The following is a 14,842-nucleotide window of genomic DNA, read 5'->3' on the forward strand; positions in this document are numbered from 1 at the left end:
TACTGGCTCGACGAGCCTCCTCGCGCACCCGTCCATGGGTACGGCTGACGAGGCGACTGCATCGGGCCACGAACTCGATCGGACAACTGGGTAGTTCGTTCCCGGACACCTATACGGGGGTGGAGGTGGACACTGCCGACGACCGCCTCATTGCCGCATATCGGACTCGCGCTTCGATGCTGCCCCGGCCGGGCTCGGGCTGGGGGTACACGTCGATCTCCAGAACGCACCGCGGTCCAGGAAAGAGATGCGGGCCACGCATGACCGCCTGGTGTCACTTGTGGGAAACACCACCGGTTACCGCATCGTCAGAGTCAGCAGCGGAGGGGATGAGTTCGCATTCACCCGTGGGGTCGTGGAGGTCGGTGTCAACGGCGACCTGGAGCGGGCCAAGCGCGGGATTCGGTGACCGGATTCAGGTCGTCGCCGTAGAACTTCCGGCTGGGTGACGGCAGCCCTGTGCGTGCAGGACCATGCCGCTCGGCTCGGGTAGGGCATCAGGTCGGGCAGAGGGACTGCCGGGCCGTCGTTCTCTGTCAGCCTTGGTACGCCCAGGACGGCCCAACGATGGCCCCAAAGTGACCAGAGTGCACAAGACGACCCGCCCCTCGCGGGCTAGGTGGGCTCTTGGGCTTCGGGGCGCATCCTTGGCTTCCTCAGTCCGGGGACGGTCACCGGGACCCCCTCCGGGCGCCGTCATTCATGTCATGCGTGGATGTCAGTCTGGGGCACGTGAGAGACAGAGGGTCCCGTCAGCACCTCATCCAGCTCTTCCGCCCACGCATCGGGGCGCACATCATCTTGCACGAGGAGAACAGCAGAGATTCTCTTGGACGAGCGCATGGGCCACATCGACGGCTCGGTCTTGGCGCGCCGCGCACGTGACCCCCGGCATGCGCAGGCGCCTCATGGCCGGCCTGACCGAGCGATGAGAGGGGGCGCTCGATGCCCCATGAGGCTCTGCAACTGTGGCTTGCCCGGTGCAGGGGCCCTGCTCTGCTCGGCGAACGTCCCGGAGGCGAGGCGGAGACAGTTCCGACGCCCAGAAACACCTCTCATCGCAACTGATGGAGGCGCTGGGGTCCTGGGTTGCCGAGCCGCTCAACCGGGTGAACCATGGCATGGGTAGGTTTTGTCGCCCTTCGAGTAATGAGGATGGGGTTTTCGTCGGGCCTTGCACGTGCGACCTGTGGAGGACTCATGTTCACGACTCGATCCCGTGCCCGTTCCGCCGCCGTCTGCGCCGCCACCCTGTGCGTCATGGGTGCCACGGCCCTCCCGGCTCTCGCTTCGTGGTTGCCCTCGCCGTCAGCTGTCTCCACCCTGGACAAGCAGCTCCTGAGCGCAGCCCACCAGGGCAACCTGTGGGAGATCGCGACCAGTCAGCAGGCTCAGAGCGCCGCGACCACCGCCTGCGTCAAGCGGGTCGGCGCCGACTTCATCCGCGACCACCGCGCCCTTGATGCCGGTGTTGTCAAGACCGCGGCACAACTCGGCGTGGCACTGCCGTCCGGGCAAACGGCCGCGCAACTGAGGCAAACCGCCGCCCTCAAGTCCCTCGCCGGGACACCCGCGTACGATCCCGCGTGGCTCAAGGCCCAGTACGCCGCCCACGTGCAGACCCTCACGCTTATCGACAAGGAGATCGCCTCCGGCGCCAACCCGCTCGTGAAGTCCCTGGCCAAGAGCGCGCGCCCTGTGGTCGTACGCCACACTCAGATGGTCAACCACGGCGCGTGCCACGCGTAGCGCCCGCCGGCCCCACTACAGGCGCCGGGGCTTGCGGCGTGGGTGTCCTCGAAGCCCCGGATCGGCGGAACCGCGTCCAGCCGCGGCAGGAGTCCGGGACGGGCGCGGTCGACGGGCGAGGGGCTGACATGGACTGGGCCGTCTACGCTGCCGACGTCAGTCGACAGACGAGGCCGACATGACACTCGTGGAGGGCCAGTCCAGAACAGTCAGCTCGGGCCATTGCTCTCGCCACCGCGCTGCCTTGGTCTCATAGACCGCCCGTGGAGCGAGCACCGGGTTCGGCCGGACAACGAGGTTGAACACGTCCGAGAGGCCGTGCGGCGCATACACGCGCCACCGCCCGTTCGCCTCCACACGTACTCCGAGGCAGCAGGTCGTCGCGGCGAAACTGTCGATCGCCGTCTCAGTGGAGTCATACGGCGGACACGGGACACCGAACTTGTCCTGATACCAGAGGTGAACTCGCGCTTCGTTGCGGATCTCTACCTCCGCGGGCAGGCCGGCGAAGACTTTGCGGCCGGTCTTGATCACCGTGTCTTCGGCCTCCCAGGACAGGTCGCCGCTGTCGAAGTAGAAGAGGTCGTAGTCCTTGATGCCGTTCGTCGGCGGCCTGCCCGTGACGACGTTCCACACGGTCTGGAACAGGCAGCCGGCCGTCACATACCACCCGGGCAGCTCCAGCGTCGCCGCCCGCGACAGGACCTCCGTCAACATGTCGTTACGGGACAGCATCACGCGAAGGGACTCAAGTTGCTGGTCGAGAGGGAGTCGGCTGGTCATCAGCCCTGCCTACCACAGCCCGCCCGCCGGACGGGCCAGCTCTGCCAGGGTGCCTCTAGGTCTTTCGTCAAGCGAGGCGTGGGGTTCTGGGTGCGTAGAAGGTGCCGTCGCGGAGCATCGCGAACAACGCGGACAGGAACATTACGCGTTTGAGTTGCCGGTTGCCGGCCTTGGGCGCGTGTTCGCCGTGGCGGCGGTCCTGACCGTGGCCCCCGGAATCGAGACATCCGGTGCGGAAGAACTGTCAAGCGACCGCTTCGCTGTAGTGGAGACAGCGGGTGAGGCAGTGTTGGAGGCAGTCAAGCATGCGGTTATTACGATGAAGAGCGGGATCCCCTGGTAGGAGGAAGTTGACCAAGACCTTCCTGATCAGAGGATCCCGTTGTCGAGCCAGTCCTCCGTCTGCACCGTGACGCGCACTACGACCGTTGCCGCAGGCGCCTTCGCGCCTGCTCACCTTGGTGGGCTGACTGAGCACATACCGATCGAGCTGGTCGATGACGTGCTCGAAGAGACCAGGACCGTTCAGGCCCGTGTGGGTACGCTTCCGTCTCGGGTCGGCATCTCGACGGCGGCGCAGATCATGCTGCGGACCGGCGCGAGCTCCTGCAGGAGCGCGGAGTCGGCTGCGGCCGCGCGGCCCTCGGGAGAGACGAAGGCCGCGCGCAGCTCCTCGATGGTGTCCCACTCCAACTCCGCGACCAGATAGCACGGTTCGCCGCCGCGCACGCCGGCGAGCTCGCGGCTGAGGGTGTAGCGGCGTAGCCCCGGCAGTCGGCGGGCGAGCGGCATGTGGACCTGGTGGTAGTGCCGCTCGAACGCCGCTGGATCGGTGGGCTTCTCGTACAGGACCAGGAAGCGGGCGGTCACCGGGCCGCCCTGCCGTGGCGGGTGCGGACGATCGGACCGTCCAGTTCGGTTGCCAGGCACTCCAGTTCCAGACGCGGACCGTCCTCCGGGAAGAGCCGCCGCCCGGTGCCGAGCAGGATCGGGAAGGTCAGCAGTCGGTACTCGTCGACCAGATCGGCCGCCGCCAGCTGGTCGACGACGTCGAAGCTGCCGGCGACGACCACGTCACGCCGTTCCCGCTTCACCGCCTCGATCAGATCGCCCTCCAGGACGCGTGAGTTGGCCCAGGCGGTGGTGTCCGCTCCGGTCAGGGTGCGGGAGGCGACCAGCTTCGGCACGGCGTTCATGCGTGCGGCGAACTCGCCGTCGCGGTGGGGCCACAGCTGCGCGAAGCGCTGCCAAGTGCGGCGCCCGAGCAGCAGAACCCCGTCGTCCAGGACGCTGCCGAGGCGGAACTTGTCCCCGGTGACGACCTCGCGGCCGTACCGGAACATCCAGCCACCCGGTGGGGTGCCGGCGGAACCGTCCGGGTCCTCGACGACCCCGTCCAGGGTGGTGAAGGCGATGACGATGACGCTCATGGTGGTGATCCCTTCGGTTCGGTGTTCACCGGTACGTACCGGCGGCACCGTCCCGGCTCATCGCTGCCCGGGGAAATTGTCGGCGGGAGGCTGCTGCCGGGGCAGGGCGAAGACGTCGAGGATGCGTGGGTCCGCGAAGACGACGTTGTGGGCGACCAGGCCGTCGGCGACGGTGAGGACCTGCACGCTGTGCAGTCGGTACCCGTCGACCGCCGGCTCCGCGACGTACGCGGCCAGCGCCGGCTGGCCGTTGGCCGTGAGCCGCCGCACGGTCCAACTGGTGCCGCGCATGGCGAAGACCCGTTCCATGAACCGGCCGTAGTCGCCGCTGCCCCGATACCACAGCGGGACCGGCGGCATCTCCAGGACTGCGTCCTCGGCCAGCAGCCGCACCAGCGCCGGCACGTCGGCCGCCTCGAAGGCCAGTACGTACCGCTGCACCACCGCCCGCACCTCCGGGTCGTCCGGTTCGCGGAGCCCGATCCCCCTGCCGACGGCCGGTACGTCCCTGAGCGCGGCGCGGGCACGCTGCAGCGCACTGTTGACCGCGGGGACCGTGGTGTCGAGGTGTTCGGCGACCTCGGCCGCGGTGAACTGCAGCACCTCCCGCAGCACCAGCACGGCCCGCTGGCGCGCGGACAGCACTTGCACCGCCGCGACCCACGCGAGCCGCAGGTCGACCCGCGCCTCCACGTCGAACCGCGCGTCCGGGAACGGCTCCAGCCACGGGATGTCGAGCGCGGGTGCCAACGGCGCCCCGGGATCGTCGCCGGGCGCGCCCAGCCCGGACGGCAGAGGACGTCGCCCGCGCCCCTCCAGCGCGGTCAGGCAGGCGTTGGTCGCGATCCGGTAAAGCCAGGTGCGCACCGACGCGCGCGACGGGTCGTACCGCTCCCGCGCCTTCCAGGCGCGCAGCAGCGTCTCCTGGGTCAGGTCCTCGGCCTCGTGGAACGAGCCCAGCATCCGGTAGCAGAACGCCAGGAGCTCACCCCGGTACGGCTCGAAGTCCATCGGCCCATCATGCCCCACCCGCGGACGGCCTGTCTGTACGATCACCCCGATGGCCGCCGCCCGCTACCGCGAACGTCACGCAGTGACCCGTAAGAAGTCTGACCACCTCGACGCCCTGGTCCTGGCCAACATCCTGCGGACCGATCGAGCCGCCTGTCGCACGCTGCCCTGCGACAGCGAACTCGCTCAGGCAATCGCGGTGTTGGCCCGGGCCCAGCAGGACGCGGTCTGGGACCGCACTCAGAGCAGCAACAGACTCCGCTCCCGCCTGCGGGAGCGAGCACCTCGTGCAGGGGTGGACCCACGCGTACATCAGCTCGCGGCTCTTGCGGGTGGCGATCCACTCCGCGATGCCGCCGATGGTCAGGGCACAGGCCGCACCGATTCCGCCGGCTTCGAGGGCGGCGACGGGCGTGGTCGCGGCTCTTCCACGGGGTAGCCGCCAGGGGCCCTCGCCCCGCCCCAGCGGGCTGAAGCCCGGCCGTAGCAAACCCCGCCGCGCCCGCGCGGCCGCACTCCACCGACACCACAACCCTCACCAAACACCTCATGGCCGACCAGGCACGGATACGCCAGGACCTGGGTCTGCTGCGGCCCGGCGACGAGATAGCCCTCGACCTGCGCACCCTGACCGCCCGCCGCCTCGACCTGGTCAACGACCGCACCCGTCAGACCAGGCAATCTACGACAAGACCTGCTCGGCGACCACCATCCGCAACCGCCGCTACGAGTGGATCCGGCTCGGGGTCTTCGCCGGCTCAAACAGATCGCGCTTGAGTTCTACGACCCGGATCGTCGGGCTCGTGCTCGACCAGATCGCTGTGGACGGCTCCATCTCCAAGGCACCCGGCGGGCGGAGAGGTGACTGGGCGCTCACCGGCCGATCGCGGCAAAGCAGGGCCCGAAACCCTTCGGCATGACGGATGGTAATGGGATCCCGCTCGGCAGGCTCCTCGCCGGAGCGAACCGCCACGACTCCCCGCCGCTGGCCCCGACCCTGGATCAACTGGCGGATCTGGGGCCGCAGCCCGAGGACATCACCGTGCACCTGGACGTCGGCTCCGACCGCGACGAGACGCCGTACGAGACGGGTGGGGGCGACCGCCGGGACGGCTGGCGGCTGATATCGAGGCCGCCCAGCTCACCGGCCCCCGCAGGGTTCGCACGGCGACAATCTGCCGCTTCGGTGCGGTGAGGGGCCGTTCTGCCGGGCGGCCTGGCCCCGCGGGCCGACGTTCAGAGGGCGACGAGTTGCCAGTCCTGGTTGGCGCCGCCCGTTGTGGGCCACTGGATGACGTTGGCGCCGTCGGCGCACCAGCCGGTGTGGACGTTGACGAGTCGGTAGTAGCCGCTGGTGGTGGAGGGGACGAGCTTCCACCACTGGTTGTCGCTGCTGGTGTCGGTCCACTGGTCGAGGTTCGTGCCCTGGGCGGAGCCGCCGGGGCTGTCCAGGACCTTGCCGCTGTTGCGGTTGACCAGCTTGTACGTGCCCAGGTCCGCGCTGAAAGGCCGGTCGTAGACCTCCAGGCTGCGGATGGACGCCCACACGGTGGAGGGCAGGCCGGTGACCGTGACCCGGACGTAGCGCGCCTGCGCTCTGAAGAGGGCGACCTGGGCCTGGCTGGTGCTGGTGGTGCCGGTCAGGTCGGCCAGTGTGGTCCAGGTGCTGTTGTCGGTGGAGCCCTCGATCCTGCAGCGGCAGTTGGCACTGTCCTTCTCCCAGGCGATGCGGGTGCCGGTCAGGGAGCGGGTGGAGCCGAGGTCGACCTTGAGCCAGTGGCCGGTGTTGCCGTCGTTGACACACCAGCGGGTGGAGGTGGACCCGTCGACGGCGTTCGATGCGTAGTTGCCCCTTGGCGTCTCCTCGCTGTCGGCGGTGGCTGTCTTGCCGGCGGCGATGTCGGCCGGCTGCACGGAGCGGTCCAGCGTGACACCGACGACGCTGTCCTGGGGGTGGGTGGTGCGGTCGATGCCGCTGATCGTGACCCGGCCGTCACCGCCGACGGTGTACGACAGGTTGGACGACCAGCAGGGGGGTTGCCGACGATGTACTCCAACTGCGTCGCCATCGGCGTCTGCTCATCGACGTCACCGAGAGCCTTGCGGGTCAGCAAATCAGAAGCCGCAGGGCGAACCTGTGCCGCGTGTCGTGGAAGACCCAGCAGCGCCGCAGGAGTACCGGGGCCGCCTCGTGCACCCTCCACTGCTTCATCCACTTCCACGCCCGCCAGCGGATGCGGTCCCGGCCCGAGCCGGTGAGCATCCGGCCGCCCTGGCCGATGAACAGCGCCAGCGGATCCAGGCCGCCACCCGTCTCCAGCACGGTGATCCGCCGCAGTCCCGGCTCCATGTCCCTGATCACCCGGGTGACCGTGACGCCCTCCAGAATCCCGCGGACCCGGGTGCCGTTCCCTTCGATCCGCTGGACCACGAAGAGGTCGCGCACCTGGCGCCACAGCGTGCGCTGCGCTGTCGCCACGATCCCAGGCCGCTCCAACAGCAGGTAAGGGCCCAGCAGTTCCATCGCGTCCCTGGGCACGAAGACCGACCGCGGCCGTCCGCAGGCCCTCGCCGGCTGTTACACCGTCACGCTCGCCGCGCACGCCGCCGCCCGGGGCATCGAGCTCAAGGACTTCCGCCTGGAGCTCGAAGGCGACGTCGACCTTCGCGGGTTCCTCGGCATCGACCCCTCAGTCCGTCCGGGCCTGCAGCAGGTGCGTCTCCGCCTGCACATCGACGCCCGGGACACCTCGCGCGAGCAGCTGGAGGAACCCGTCGCCCTCGTCGAGAACCGCTCGCCCATCCGCGACACCCTGGTCAGCCCGATCGACGTCGTCACCACGCTCGCCTGATCGCGCCAGCCGGCCAGGCACGAGCCACCGCCCCGCCCGAACGCCGATCGGACAGATCGCGCGTGGGCGGGGCCATTTGTCGATACTGATCGGACACCACAGAGATGAAGGAGAAACGACCCATGGTCGAGCAGGACGAGCGATTCGATGTTGTCGTACTCGGAGCCGGCCCCGGTGGCTATGTCGCCGCCGTCCGCGCCGCCCAGCTGGGCAAGCGCGTCGCGGTCGTCGAGGAGAAGTACTGGGGCGGCGTCTGCCTGAACGTGGGCTGCATCCCGACCAAGGCCCTGCTGCGCAACGCAGAACTGGCGCACATCTTCACCCACGAGGCGAAGACCTTCGGCATCAAGGTCGACGGCCAGGTCTCCTTCGACTACGGTGAGGCATTCCGCCGCAGCCGCAAGGTCGCCGACGGCCGGGTCAAGGGCGTCCACTACCTGATGAAGAAGAACAAGATCACAGAGGTGGACGGCCGTGGCACCTTCCTCGACCCGCACACCCTCCAGGTCACCGGCTACGACGGCAACACCCGGACCATCGGCTTCGAGCACTGCATCATCGCCACCGGCGCCACCCCCAAGCTGCTGCCCGGCACCAAGCGCAGCGCGCGCGTGGTGACCTTCGAAGAACAGATCCTCGCCGACGACCTCCCGCAGTCGATCGTCATCGCGGGCGCCGGCGCCATCGGCATCGAGTTCGCCTACGTCCTGCACAACTACGGCGTGAAGGTCACGATCGTCGAGTTCCTCGACCGCATGGCGCCCCTGGAGGACGCCGAGGTCTCCGCCGAACTCGCCCGCCAGTACCGCAAGCTGGGCATCGACGTCCTCACCTCCACACGCGTCGACGCCATCGACGAGTCCGGGCCCCAGGTCCGCGTCACCGTCACGGGCAAGGACGGCGCCCCGCGGACCCTGGAGTCCGACAAGGTCCTCCAGGCCATCGGCTTCGCACCGAACGTCACCGGATACGGCCTGGAGAACACCGGCGTCACGGTCACCGACCGCGGCGCCATCGACGTCGACGGCCGCTGCCGCACCTCCGTCCCGCACCTGTACGCCATCGGCGACGTCACCGCCAAGCTGATGCTCGCGCACACCGCCGAGGCCATGGGCATCATCGCCGCCGAGACCATCGCCGACGCCGAGACCATGGAACTTGACTACGCCATGATCCCGCGGGCCACGTTCTGCCAGCCGCAGATCGCCAGCTTCGGCTACACCGAGGCCCAGGCCCGCGAGCTCGGCTACGACGTCAAGGTAGCCAAGTTCCCCTTCACCGCGAACGGCAAGGCCCACGGCCTCGGTGACACCACCGGCTCCGTCAAGCTGATCAGCGACGCCAAGTACGGCGAGCTCATCGGCGGCCATCTGATCGGCCCGGACGTCACGGAGCTGCTGCCGGAGCTGACCCTGGCCCAGCAGTGGGACCTCACCGTCCACGAGGTCGCCCGCAACGTGCATGCCCACCCGACCCTGAGCGAGGCCGTCAAGGAGGCCGTGCACGGCCTGGCCGGCCACATGATCAACATGTGAGCCGCCGACAGTCGTCCGCGGCTGCCCTCGACGAGCTGGCCCAGGGGCCCCTTACCTTGCCGCTGGATGCTGAATCAGCAGGACCCCGACCGTAGGCAGGGCAAGACCGGCACGATAGGGGACATCAGTGAATGGAGCGATAAGGCATGGCTATGATCGATCGCCTGAACCTCGAAGAGGCTCCGGTACGCGCAGGCGGTCGCCGAGACCAAGTCGTTCAGTGCCGCCGCACGCGCTTACGGCGTCACCCAGCCCGCCCTGTCCAACGGCATCGCCAAGCTGGAAGAGCGCCTCGGCGGCAGGCTCTTCGACCGGTCGCCGCGCGGGGTGACCCAGACGGCGTTCGGGACCCGGATCCTTCCCCTGATCGAGAGCGCTCTGATCGCGCTCGACGCGGTCGCGGCGGAGGCCAGACGGCTGACCGGACCCGGCGAACAGAAGATCCGCGTGGGCGTCTCACCCCTGATCGGCGCCCACCTGATCGCCCAGGCGTTCGGCAAGGTGCAGGACCTTCCAGCGCCCCGCGACCTCGTGCTGCGCGAGGCGAACATGCAGGACCTGCGCGAATGCCTGCTGGCCGGGCAGCTCGACATCATCCTGATCCCGGCGGTGGCTGCGATGCCGCGCTTCGAGCACCGAGTCATCGACGTCGAACCCATCGTCTCGTCGTCAGTCCCGATTCGTCGGATGCGGCTCCGCTCGAACTCGAAGAGGCCGGCAAGGAGCAGTTCATCCCCGTACCGGACACCTGCGGCCTGACCACCTTCACCACGCAGCTCTTCCAGGCACACGAGATGCCCCTGTGCACCTATCCGGGAGAGGCTGCCGGCTACCAAGTCCTGGGGGACTGGACCAAGCTGGGCCTGGGCTCGGCCATGGTCCCGCGCTCCAAGCTCACCTCCCCCGACGTGCCCCACCGGCCGCTGATGGACGAGGGTCGCGAAGTCCAGATCTCCTTCGAAGCGGTCTGGAGCGCCGACGCCCCCTCGGCCCGGACCTGCTCCGCCTCGCCGACAGCCTCGCGGCCGCCCGCCGATAGGGATTCAGCCAACCGGGACCTGCCCAAGGCTGGTGCGCGCACCCGCAGGCCAACTCTGACGCTGAGCTGCTCAGTCTCAAGATGCTTATGACTGGGCAGACCAGTTGGTCAGCCCCGAGCTCACCGGGGGAGCGTCTGGGTGATGCGCCACAGGCGGCGGGGGAGGTCTCCCTCCTCGAAGGCGAAGACGTCTTGCAGGGCCCATCCTTCGGCGAGCCCGTTGACCAGGCCGCGAGGGAAGAAGTGCACGGCGAAGCCTCCGCGCTCCCAGACGGCGTCGCCGTGATTGGTGCCGGCGCCGTAGTGGGCGTCGCCGGTGTGCCGCACCGTGTAGACGAACACTCCCCCCGGTCGCAGGACGCGGCGCACCTCGCCGACAAGGGTGTGGATCTCCGAGGTGGACAGCGCCATGCACAGCAGCATGTGCGCGAAGACCGCGTCCACCGAGGCGTCCGGCAGGGGCAGCGGGTCACGGACATCGTGCATGAGGGTCGTCACCCGCTCGGCGACGCCTTGGGCCCGAGCGGCGGCACGCAGCTGCTCAAGGCCGGTGGCGCTGAAGTCGGTGGCCTGCACGGTGAAGCCCTCGCGGGCGAGGAAGAGGGCATCGCGGCCATGGCCGGCACCGAGTTCCAGTACATCCCTTGCCTCGGCCGTGTGGAACACGCGGGCGGCGTGGACGGCGGGCGCAGACGGATGCTCGCCGTACATCCCCGGATGAGCGGCGTACATGTCCTGCCAGTGCGCACGCTGGGCCTCGCCCAGGTCCCTCTCCTCCGTCACAGATCCTCTCCTACCAGGTCAGCTCGCTGCCGCGCGCCCACGGACGCTGCCGAGCACGTTACTGGCCGACCGAAGCCCGCAATGGCCAACTGTCGCGCTCAGTCACAGCTGCCAGTCACGGCATCTGTGACGGAGCGCCGTAGTGTGCGAGTGATCGCTTAGAGCTTGCTGGTCAGCGCTGTTGCGGTGCACCGCACTTTGCGAGGCGGTGCTTTCGGCCTATCCGGCCTGTGGAGTGGTCGCCCTGGTCCCAGCCCAGGCCCAGGACCTGGCCTCCGTCGATCTCGATCTGCCCGGCGAGCAGGGGGTGGGTCTGCCCGGCCCGGTCGAGCAGGTGGAAGTGGGTGTGTGCGTCCACGGAGACCACCAAGCCGCTGCGGGGTCCTTCCGACAGCCAGTTCTGGAGCCGGCCGGCGAGTTCGTGGGCTTCGTGCAGGGGCAGGCCGAGCCACCCGTAGGGCCCCTGCCCGTCGTACTGGGGTGCCCGTTCGCCGCCGAAACGGGCGTGGGCGTCGCCCTCGTACTTCCCCCAGTACGTGACGTCGGCGGGTCCGTCGATCGACTCGCCCGGCAGTCCGACGAACGAGTCAAGGGCCCGGGCGTCCCCGAGGACCATGCCGCACCGGTCGACCGGCAGGTCACCGAGCCGGATCGGATCTCCGCCGTACCCGGTCGGGATCCAGCGGGGTGCCGTGGCCGATGTGGAGGCGGGTGGGGTTGAGGGCGAGCATCTCGCGGAGACTGGCGAGGTTCTGCCGGGGGTCGTCGTGGAAGGGCGGGTTGGCGGGCCTGCTAGTGACGAGTCCCATGAAGGATCCTGCGATCAGGTCGCCGGCGACGAGGTCGCCGGCGTCGGTGAGGACGGAGACCGAACCGGCGGTGTGGCCGGGGGTGGGCATGATGCGTGCCGCGAGGTCGAAGGCCTCCAGGCTCGTCTCGCCGCGGATGAGCACTGCGGGCTCGAACGGCTCGGCCCGGACGTGGAGGCTGCGGTTGGGGGCCATGAGGCGGCCCATCGGGCCGGTGGGCAGGTAGGGTTCGCGGACCAGGCCCGAGCTGTATGGTGCGAGGTCGGCGATGTGGCCGGCGAGGGGCGCGCCGGTGAGCCGGTGCAGTTCCGCGGCGGAGCCGAAGTGGTCGATGTGGCCGTGGGTGATGACGATCAGTGAGACGTCGGTGGGGTCGACGCCGTGGGCGGTGACCTGGGCGAGGATCTTCTGGCCGCTGCCGGGAGTTCCGGCGTCGACGATGACCGGTCGGCGGCCGAGCAGCAGGTAGGCGTTGATGTTGTGCCGGCCCATGACCGGGATCGGGACGACCTTCGTGCGGGACATGGTTTTCCTCCGAAGTGTGATGGTCGATGCCGCGTGCGGGCATGGCGAAGCTCGGCCGTGCGCGAGCGCGGTGGCGCCCGGCAGGCGGTGCGGGTTGGGGGGTCAGAAGCGGCGGCGGTACTCGGCCGGGGTGATGCCCAGCCGCCGCCGGAAGACGCGGTGCAGCGTTTCCACGGAGCCCAGGCCGCTGGCGGCGGCGACCTCCGGCAGGCTCCGGTCGCTGTCCTCCAGCAGTCGCCGGGCGGCCTCCAGCCTGGCTGCCTCCACGTAGGCGGCCGGTGTCGTGGAGGTGCGCTGGTGGAACAGCCGGGTGAAGTGACGCGTGCTCAGGTGGGTGCGGGCCGCGAGGGCTTCGAGGGACAGGTCCTCGGTGAGGTGTTCGGCGATCCACCTGCGCAGCTCGTCGATCCGGTCGTCCGAGGAGCTTCGGACGGACAGCGGCACGCTGAACTGGCTCTGCCCGCCGGAGCGTTTGACGTACATCACTATCATCCGGGCAGTCGCGAGGGCGAGGTCCTGGCCGTGGTCCTCTGCGACCATGGCCAGCGCCATGTCCATCCCCGAGGTGGCCCCGGCGCAGGTCCACACCCGCCCGTCCCGGATGAAGATCGGATCGGGATCGACCCGGACGCCTGGGTGCTCGGTGGCCAGCCGGCCCGCGGTGAGCCAGTGGGTCGTGGCGGGTCGGCCGTCCAGCAGCCCCGCGGCGGCCAGCAGGTGCGCCCCCGCGCAGATTGACCCGGTCCGCCGGGCCCGTGGTGCCGCATGGCGCAGCCACGCGGTGACCTCGTGGTCGATCACCGGCTCCACGCCGCCCTCGACGAGCTCGATCGCCCCCGATACCAGCAGGGTGTCGATCGGGCCGGCCACGTCGTCGAGGGCCAGGTCTGCCATCAGCCGCACGCCGCTGGAGGTGGTCACCGGGGCGCCGTCGGGCGTCGCGATCCGCACGAGGTAGCCGGGCCGGTCAGCTCCTCCGACCTTGGAGGCGACGGAGAACACCTCGGCCGGTCCGGTGGCGTCCAGCAGTTCGATGCCGGGGAAGGCGACGATCACGACGCGGTGCGGTTGGGGCATGCCCTGATCATTCCGCTGGGCTGGAATGGCCGCAATGACCAGGATCTGTCACGTCAGGCCACCGAGAGCAGTGACCGGGCCCGCACAGTCACCGAACAGCGGGCGTCTCAGATCAACGACCCTCACGACTCTCCGTCATCACCGAATGTGCGACAGGGCCGTTCGTTTGACAGACCCTCGGCCACCTGGAGAGCATCCTGATGACGACTTTGGGGGGAATTGGGCGGGGGTGCTGCGCGTCGGCGTGCTGGTGCGCGGTACGCAGCTGAGCTGGGGTATGCGGATTGGTGTGTGAGGCTGTTGTCTATGTCGATCATTGCAACCGCCGTGGTACTGCTCATCGCCGCGCTCCACGTCTATATCCTGGTCCTGGAGATGTTTCTGTGGACCGGTCCAAGGGCCCGGGCCGCCTTTGGGACCAGCGTCGGGTTCGCCTCCGAGACGAAGGCGCTCGCGGCCAACCAAGGGCTGTACAACGGCTTCCTCGCTGCTGGGTTGGTGTGGGGCGTGGTGGCGTCCGACCCGGTGGGCTTCCAGGCGAAGGTGTTCTTCCTCGCGTGCGTGGCGGTGGCCGGTGCGTACGGCGCCGCCACGGCCAGCCGGAAAATCCTCTTCGTGCAGACCGTTCCGGCGCTGATCGGTCTGTCGCTGGTGCTGGCTGCCCGCTGAGGGATGCCCGACAAAGCTGCGGGACTGACAGGATGTCAGTGGCCGGCGGCACGATCGGACGGTGTGAACGTCCTGAATCGTGCCGCCCTGTCCCATCCTCCTTCACCGGGATCTCTCGCCAACATTTCGCGGAGCTCATCTTCGAGCTGGCTCCGCGGTGGGAGGCCGGCCCAGGAGTCCGGCCGTGCCGTACGCCGTGCTGGCGCCCGCAAGCGGGCGGCCGGTGCGGGACGCAAGCCGAAGCTCGTCTTCACCGACCGGCTGCTGCTCACGCTGATCTGCCTGCGGCACCAGGCCGCACACGGCGCTGGCCGAGCTGTACCAGGTGGACCGTTCCACCGTCTCCACCGCGATGCGCGAGCCCTGCTCGCGGACCGCGGGTTCGCCGTTCCCGACCGGCCCGGAATCCTTATCCGGACCATGGAGGATCTGTTCGCCTATGCCGAGGCGGAGGGCGTCGTTCTGCGGGCGGACGGAACCGAGGTCCAAGTCCCAGCGGCCGGAAATCAGCGGAATCCCGTTCAGGGAGCCGTGCGGTCTCGTTGTCTACGTACACACCCGCGGCCTCGGGGCCGGTGGT

16 protein-coding genes and 5 pseudogenes are annotated in these 14,842 nt (G+C 69.2%); 10 read left to right on the forward strand and 11 right to left on the reverse strand.

Going from position 1 to position 14,842, the window contains the following annotated elements; all coding sequences use genetic code 11:
- The first annotated feature begins 1,200 nt into the window (after window positions 1-1,200).
- A complete protein-coding gene (locus ACH47Z_RS39005; protein WP_399082680.1) occupies window positions 1,201-1,749 on the forward strand; it encodes a DUF4142 domain-containing protein in 549 nt (182 codons plus the stop codon).
- Window positions 1,750-1,905: 156 nt separating this feature from the next.
- Here ACH47Z_RS39005 and ACH47Z_RS39010 read toward each other — a convergent pair whose 3' ends face one another.
- The gene (locus tag ACH47Z_RS39010) at window positions 1,906-2,532 is read right to left on the reverse strand and encodes a nucleotidyltransferase family protein (protein ID WP_399082683.1); all 627 of its coding nucleotides are present in this window, start codon (window positions 2,530-2,532) and stop codon (window positions 1,906-1,908) included.
- 67 nt (window positions 2,533-2,599) lie between these two features.
- Window positions 2,600-2,722, reverse strand: a pseudogene (locus ACH47Z_RS39015) (IS110 family transposase); the annotation flags it as partial.
- A gap of 312 nt (window positions 2,723-3,034) precedes the next feature.
- Here ACH47Z_RS39015 and ACH47Z_RS39020 point away from each other — a divergent pair.
- Entirely contained in the window at window positions 3,035-3,241 is a 207-nt protein-coding gene (locus ACH47Z_RS39020; RefSeq protein ID WP_399082807.1) for a hypothetical protein, read from the forward strand.
- Here the strand turns inward: ACH47Z_RS39020 and ACH47Z_RS39025 are convergent.
- From ACH47Z_RS39025 to ACH47Z_RS39035, 3 genes and pseudogenes are all read right to left on the reverse strand, one after another.
- Window positions 3,145-3,462, reverse strand: a pseudogene (locus ACH47Z_RS39025) (EthD family reductase); the annotation flags it as partial. The gene ACH47Z_RS39020 and the pseudogene ACH47Z_RS39025 overlap by 97 nt on opposite strands.
- Window positions 3,399-3,962: a dihydrofolate reductase family protein gene (locus ACH47Z_RS39030; RefSeq protein WP_399082686.1), complete on the reverse strand. Its 564-nt coding sequence runs from the start codon at window positions 3,960-3,962 to the stop codon at window positions 3,399-3,401. The gene ACH47Z_RS39030 and the pseudogene ACH47Z_RS39025, both read right to left, overlap by 64 nt.
- A gap of 57 nt (window positions 3,963-4,019) precedes the next feature.
- Window positions 4,020-4,973, reverse strand: coding sequence for a sigma-70 family RNA polymerase sigma factor (locus tag ACH47Z_RS39035; RefSeq protein ID WP_399082689.1), 954 nt, complete (start codon window positions 4,971-4,973; stop codon window positions 4,020-4,022).
- 16 nt (window positions 4,974-4,989) lie between these two features.
- Between ACH47Z_RS39035 and ACH47Z_RS39040 the strand changes: the two are divergent.
- From ACH47Z_RS39040 to ACH47Z_RS39050, 3 genes and pseudogenes are all read left to right on the forward strand, one after another.
- Window positions 4,990-5,328, forward strand: a pseudogene (locus tag ACH47Z_RS39040) (transposase); the annotation flags it as partial.
- A gap of 194 nt (window positions 5,329-5,522) precedes the next feature.
- Window positions 5,523-5,750, forward strand: coding sequence for a hypothetical protein (locus ACH47Z_RS39045; protein ID WP_399082692.1), 228 nt, complete (start codon window positions 5,523-5,525; stop codon window positions 5,748-5,750).
- Window positions 5,642-6,051, forward strand: a pseudogene (locus ACH47Z_RS39050) (IS5/IS1182 family transposase); the annotation flags it as partial. The gene ACH47Z_RS39045 and the pseudogene ACH47Z_RS39050, both read left to right, overlap by 109 nt.
- A gap of 158 nt (window positions 6,052-6,209) precedes the next feature.
- Here ACH47Z_RS39050 and ACH47Z_RS39055 read toward each other — a convergent pair.
- Both ACH47Z_RS39055 and ACH47Z_RS39060 read right to left on the reverse strand, forming a co-directional pair.
- Entirely contained in the window at window positions 6,210-6,887 is a 678-nt protein-coding gene (locus ACH47Z_RS39055; protein WP_399082695.1) for a discoidin domain-containing protein, read from the reverse strand.
- A 193-nt stretch (window positions 6,888-7,080) separates the two neighbouring features.
- Window positions 7,081-7,512 (reverse strand): hypothetical protein, encoded by a 432-nt coding sequence (locus ACH47Z_RS39060; protein ID WP_399082698.1) that lies wholly within the window; start codon window positions 7,510-7,512, stop codon window positions 7,081-7,083.
- Here ACH47Z_RS39060 and ACH47Z_RS39065 point away from each other — a divergent pair.
- The 4 genes and pseudogenes from ACH47Z_RS39065 to ACH47Z_RS39080 all read left to right on the forward strand — a co-directional run bounded on the left by ACH47Z_RS39065 (window position 7,505) and on the right by ACH47Z_RS39080 (window position 10,119).
- Complete coding sequence (locus ACH47Z_RS39065) at window positions 7,505-7,825, forward strand: OsmC family protein (protein ID WP_399082810.1); 321 nt, start codon at window positions 7,505-7,507, stop codon at window positions 7,823-7,825. The two genes, ACH47Z_RS39060 and ACH47Z_RS39065, sit on opposite strands and share 8 nt — an antisense overlap.
- Before the next feature lie 122 nt (window positions 7,826-7,947).
- A complete protein-coding gene (gene lpdA, locus ACH47Z_RS39070; protein WP_399082701.1) occupies window positions 7,948-9,360 on the forward strand; it encodes a dihydrolipoyl dehydrogenase in 1,413 nt (470 codons plus the stop codon).
- A gap of 234 nt (window positions 9,361-9,594) precedes the next feature.
- A pseudogene (locus tag ACH47Z_RS39075) lies at window positions 9,595-9,648 on the forward strand (hypothetical protein); the annotation flags it as partial.
- A 39-nt stretch (window positions 9,649-9,687) separates the two neighbouring features.
- The gene (locus ACH47Z_RS39080; RefSeq protein WP_399082704.1) at window positions 9,688-10,119 is read left to right on the forward strand and encodes a hypothetical protein; all 432 of its coding nucleotides are present in this window, start codon (window positions 9,688-9,690) and stop codon (window positions 10,117-10,119) included.
- A gap of 400 nt (window positions 10,120-10,519) precedes the next feature.
- On the opposite strand, the gene ACH47Z_RS39085 is transcribed toward ACH47Z_RS39080, so the two are convergent.
- From ACH47Z_RS39085 to ACH47Z_RS39100, 4 genes are all read right to left on the reverse strand, one after another.
- On the reverse strand, window positions 10,520-11,182 hold the full coding sequence (locus ACH47Z_RS39085; RefSeq protein WP_399082707.1) for a class I SAM-dependent methyltransferase: 663 nt from the start codon (window positions 11,180-11,182) through the stop codon (window positions 10,520-10,522).
- A 172-nt stretch (window positions 11,183-11,354) separates the two neighbouring features.
- A complete protein-coding gene (locus ACH47Z_RS39090; RefSeq protein WP_399082710.1) occupies window positions 11,355-11,798 on the reverse strand; it encodes a hypothetical protein in 444 nt (147 codons plus the stop codon).
- A gap of 22 nt (window positions 11,799-11,820) precedes the next feature.
- A complete protein-coding gene (locus tag ACH47Z_RS39095) occupies window positions 11,821-12,516 on the reverse strand; it encodes an MBL fold metallo-hydrolase (RefSeq protein ID WP_399082712.1) in 696 nt (231 codons plus the stop codon).
- Window positions 12,517-12,618: 102 nt separating this feature from the next.
- Window positions 12,619-13,593, reverse strand: a complete 975-nt coding sequence (locus ACH47Z_RS39100; RefSeq protein ID WP_399082715.1) for a GlxA family transcriptional regulator — start codon at window positions 13,591-13,593, stop codon at window positions 12,619-12,621.
- Window positions 13,594-13,899: 306 nt separating this feature from the next.
- Between ACH47Z_RS39100 and ACH47Z_RS39105 the strand changes: the two genes are divergently transcribed.
- Window positions 13,900-14,262: a DUF1304 domain-containing protein gene (locus tag ACH47Z_RS39105; RefSeq protein ID WP_399082718.1), complete on the forward strand. Its 363-nt coding sequence runs from the start codon at window positions 13,900-13,902 to the stop codon at window positions 14,260-14,262.
- Window positions 14,263-14,842: the final 580 nt, after the last annotated feature.

Origin of the sequence: Streptomyces sp. NPDC020192, assembly GCF_044388685.1 — a bacterium.
GTDB lineage: Bacteria > Actinomycetota > Actinomycetes > Streptomycetales > Streptomycetaceae > Streptomyces.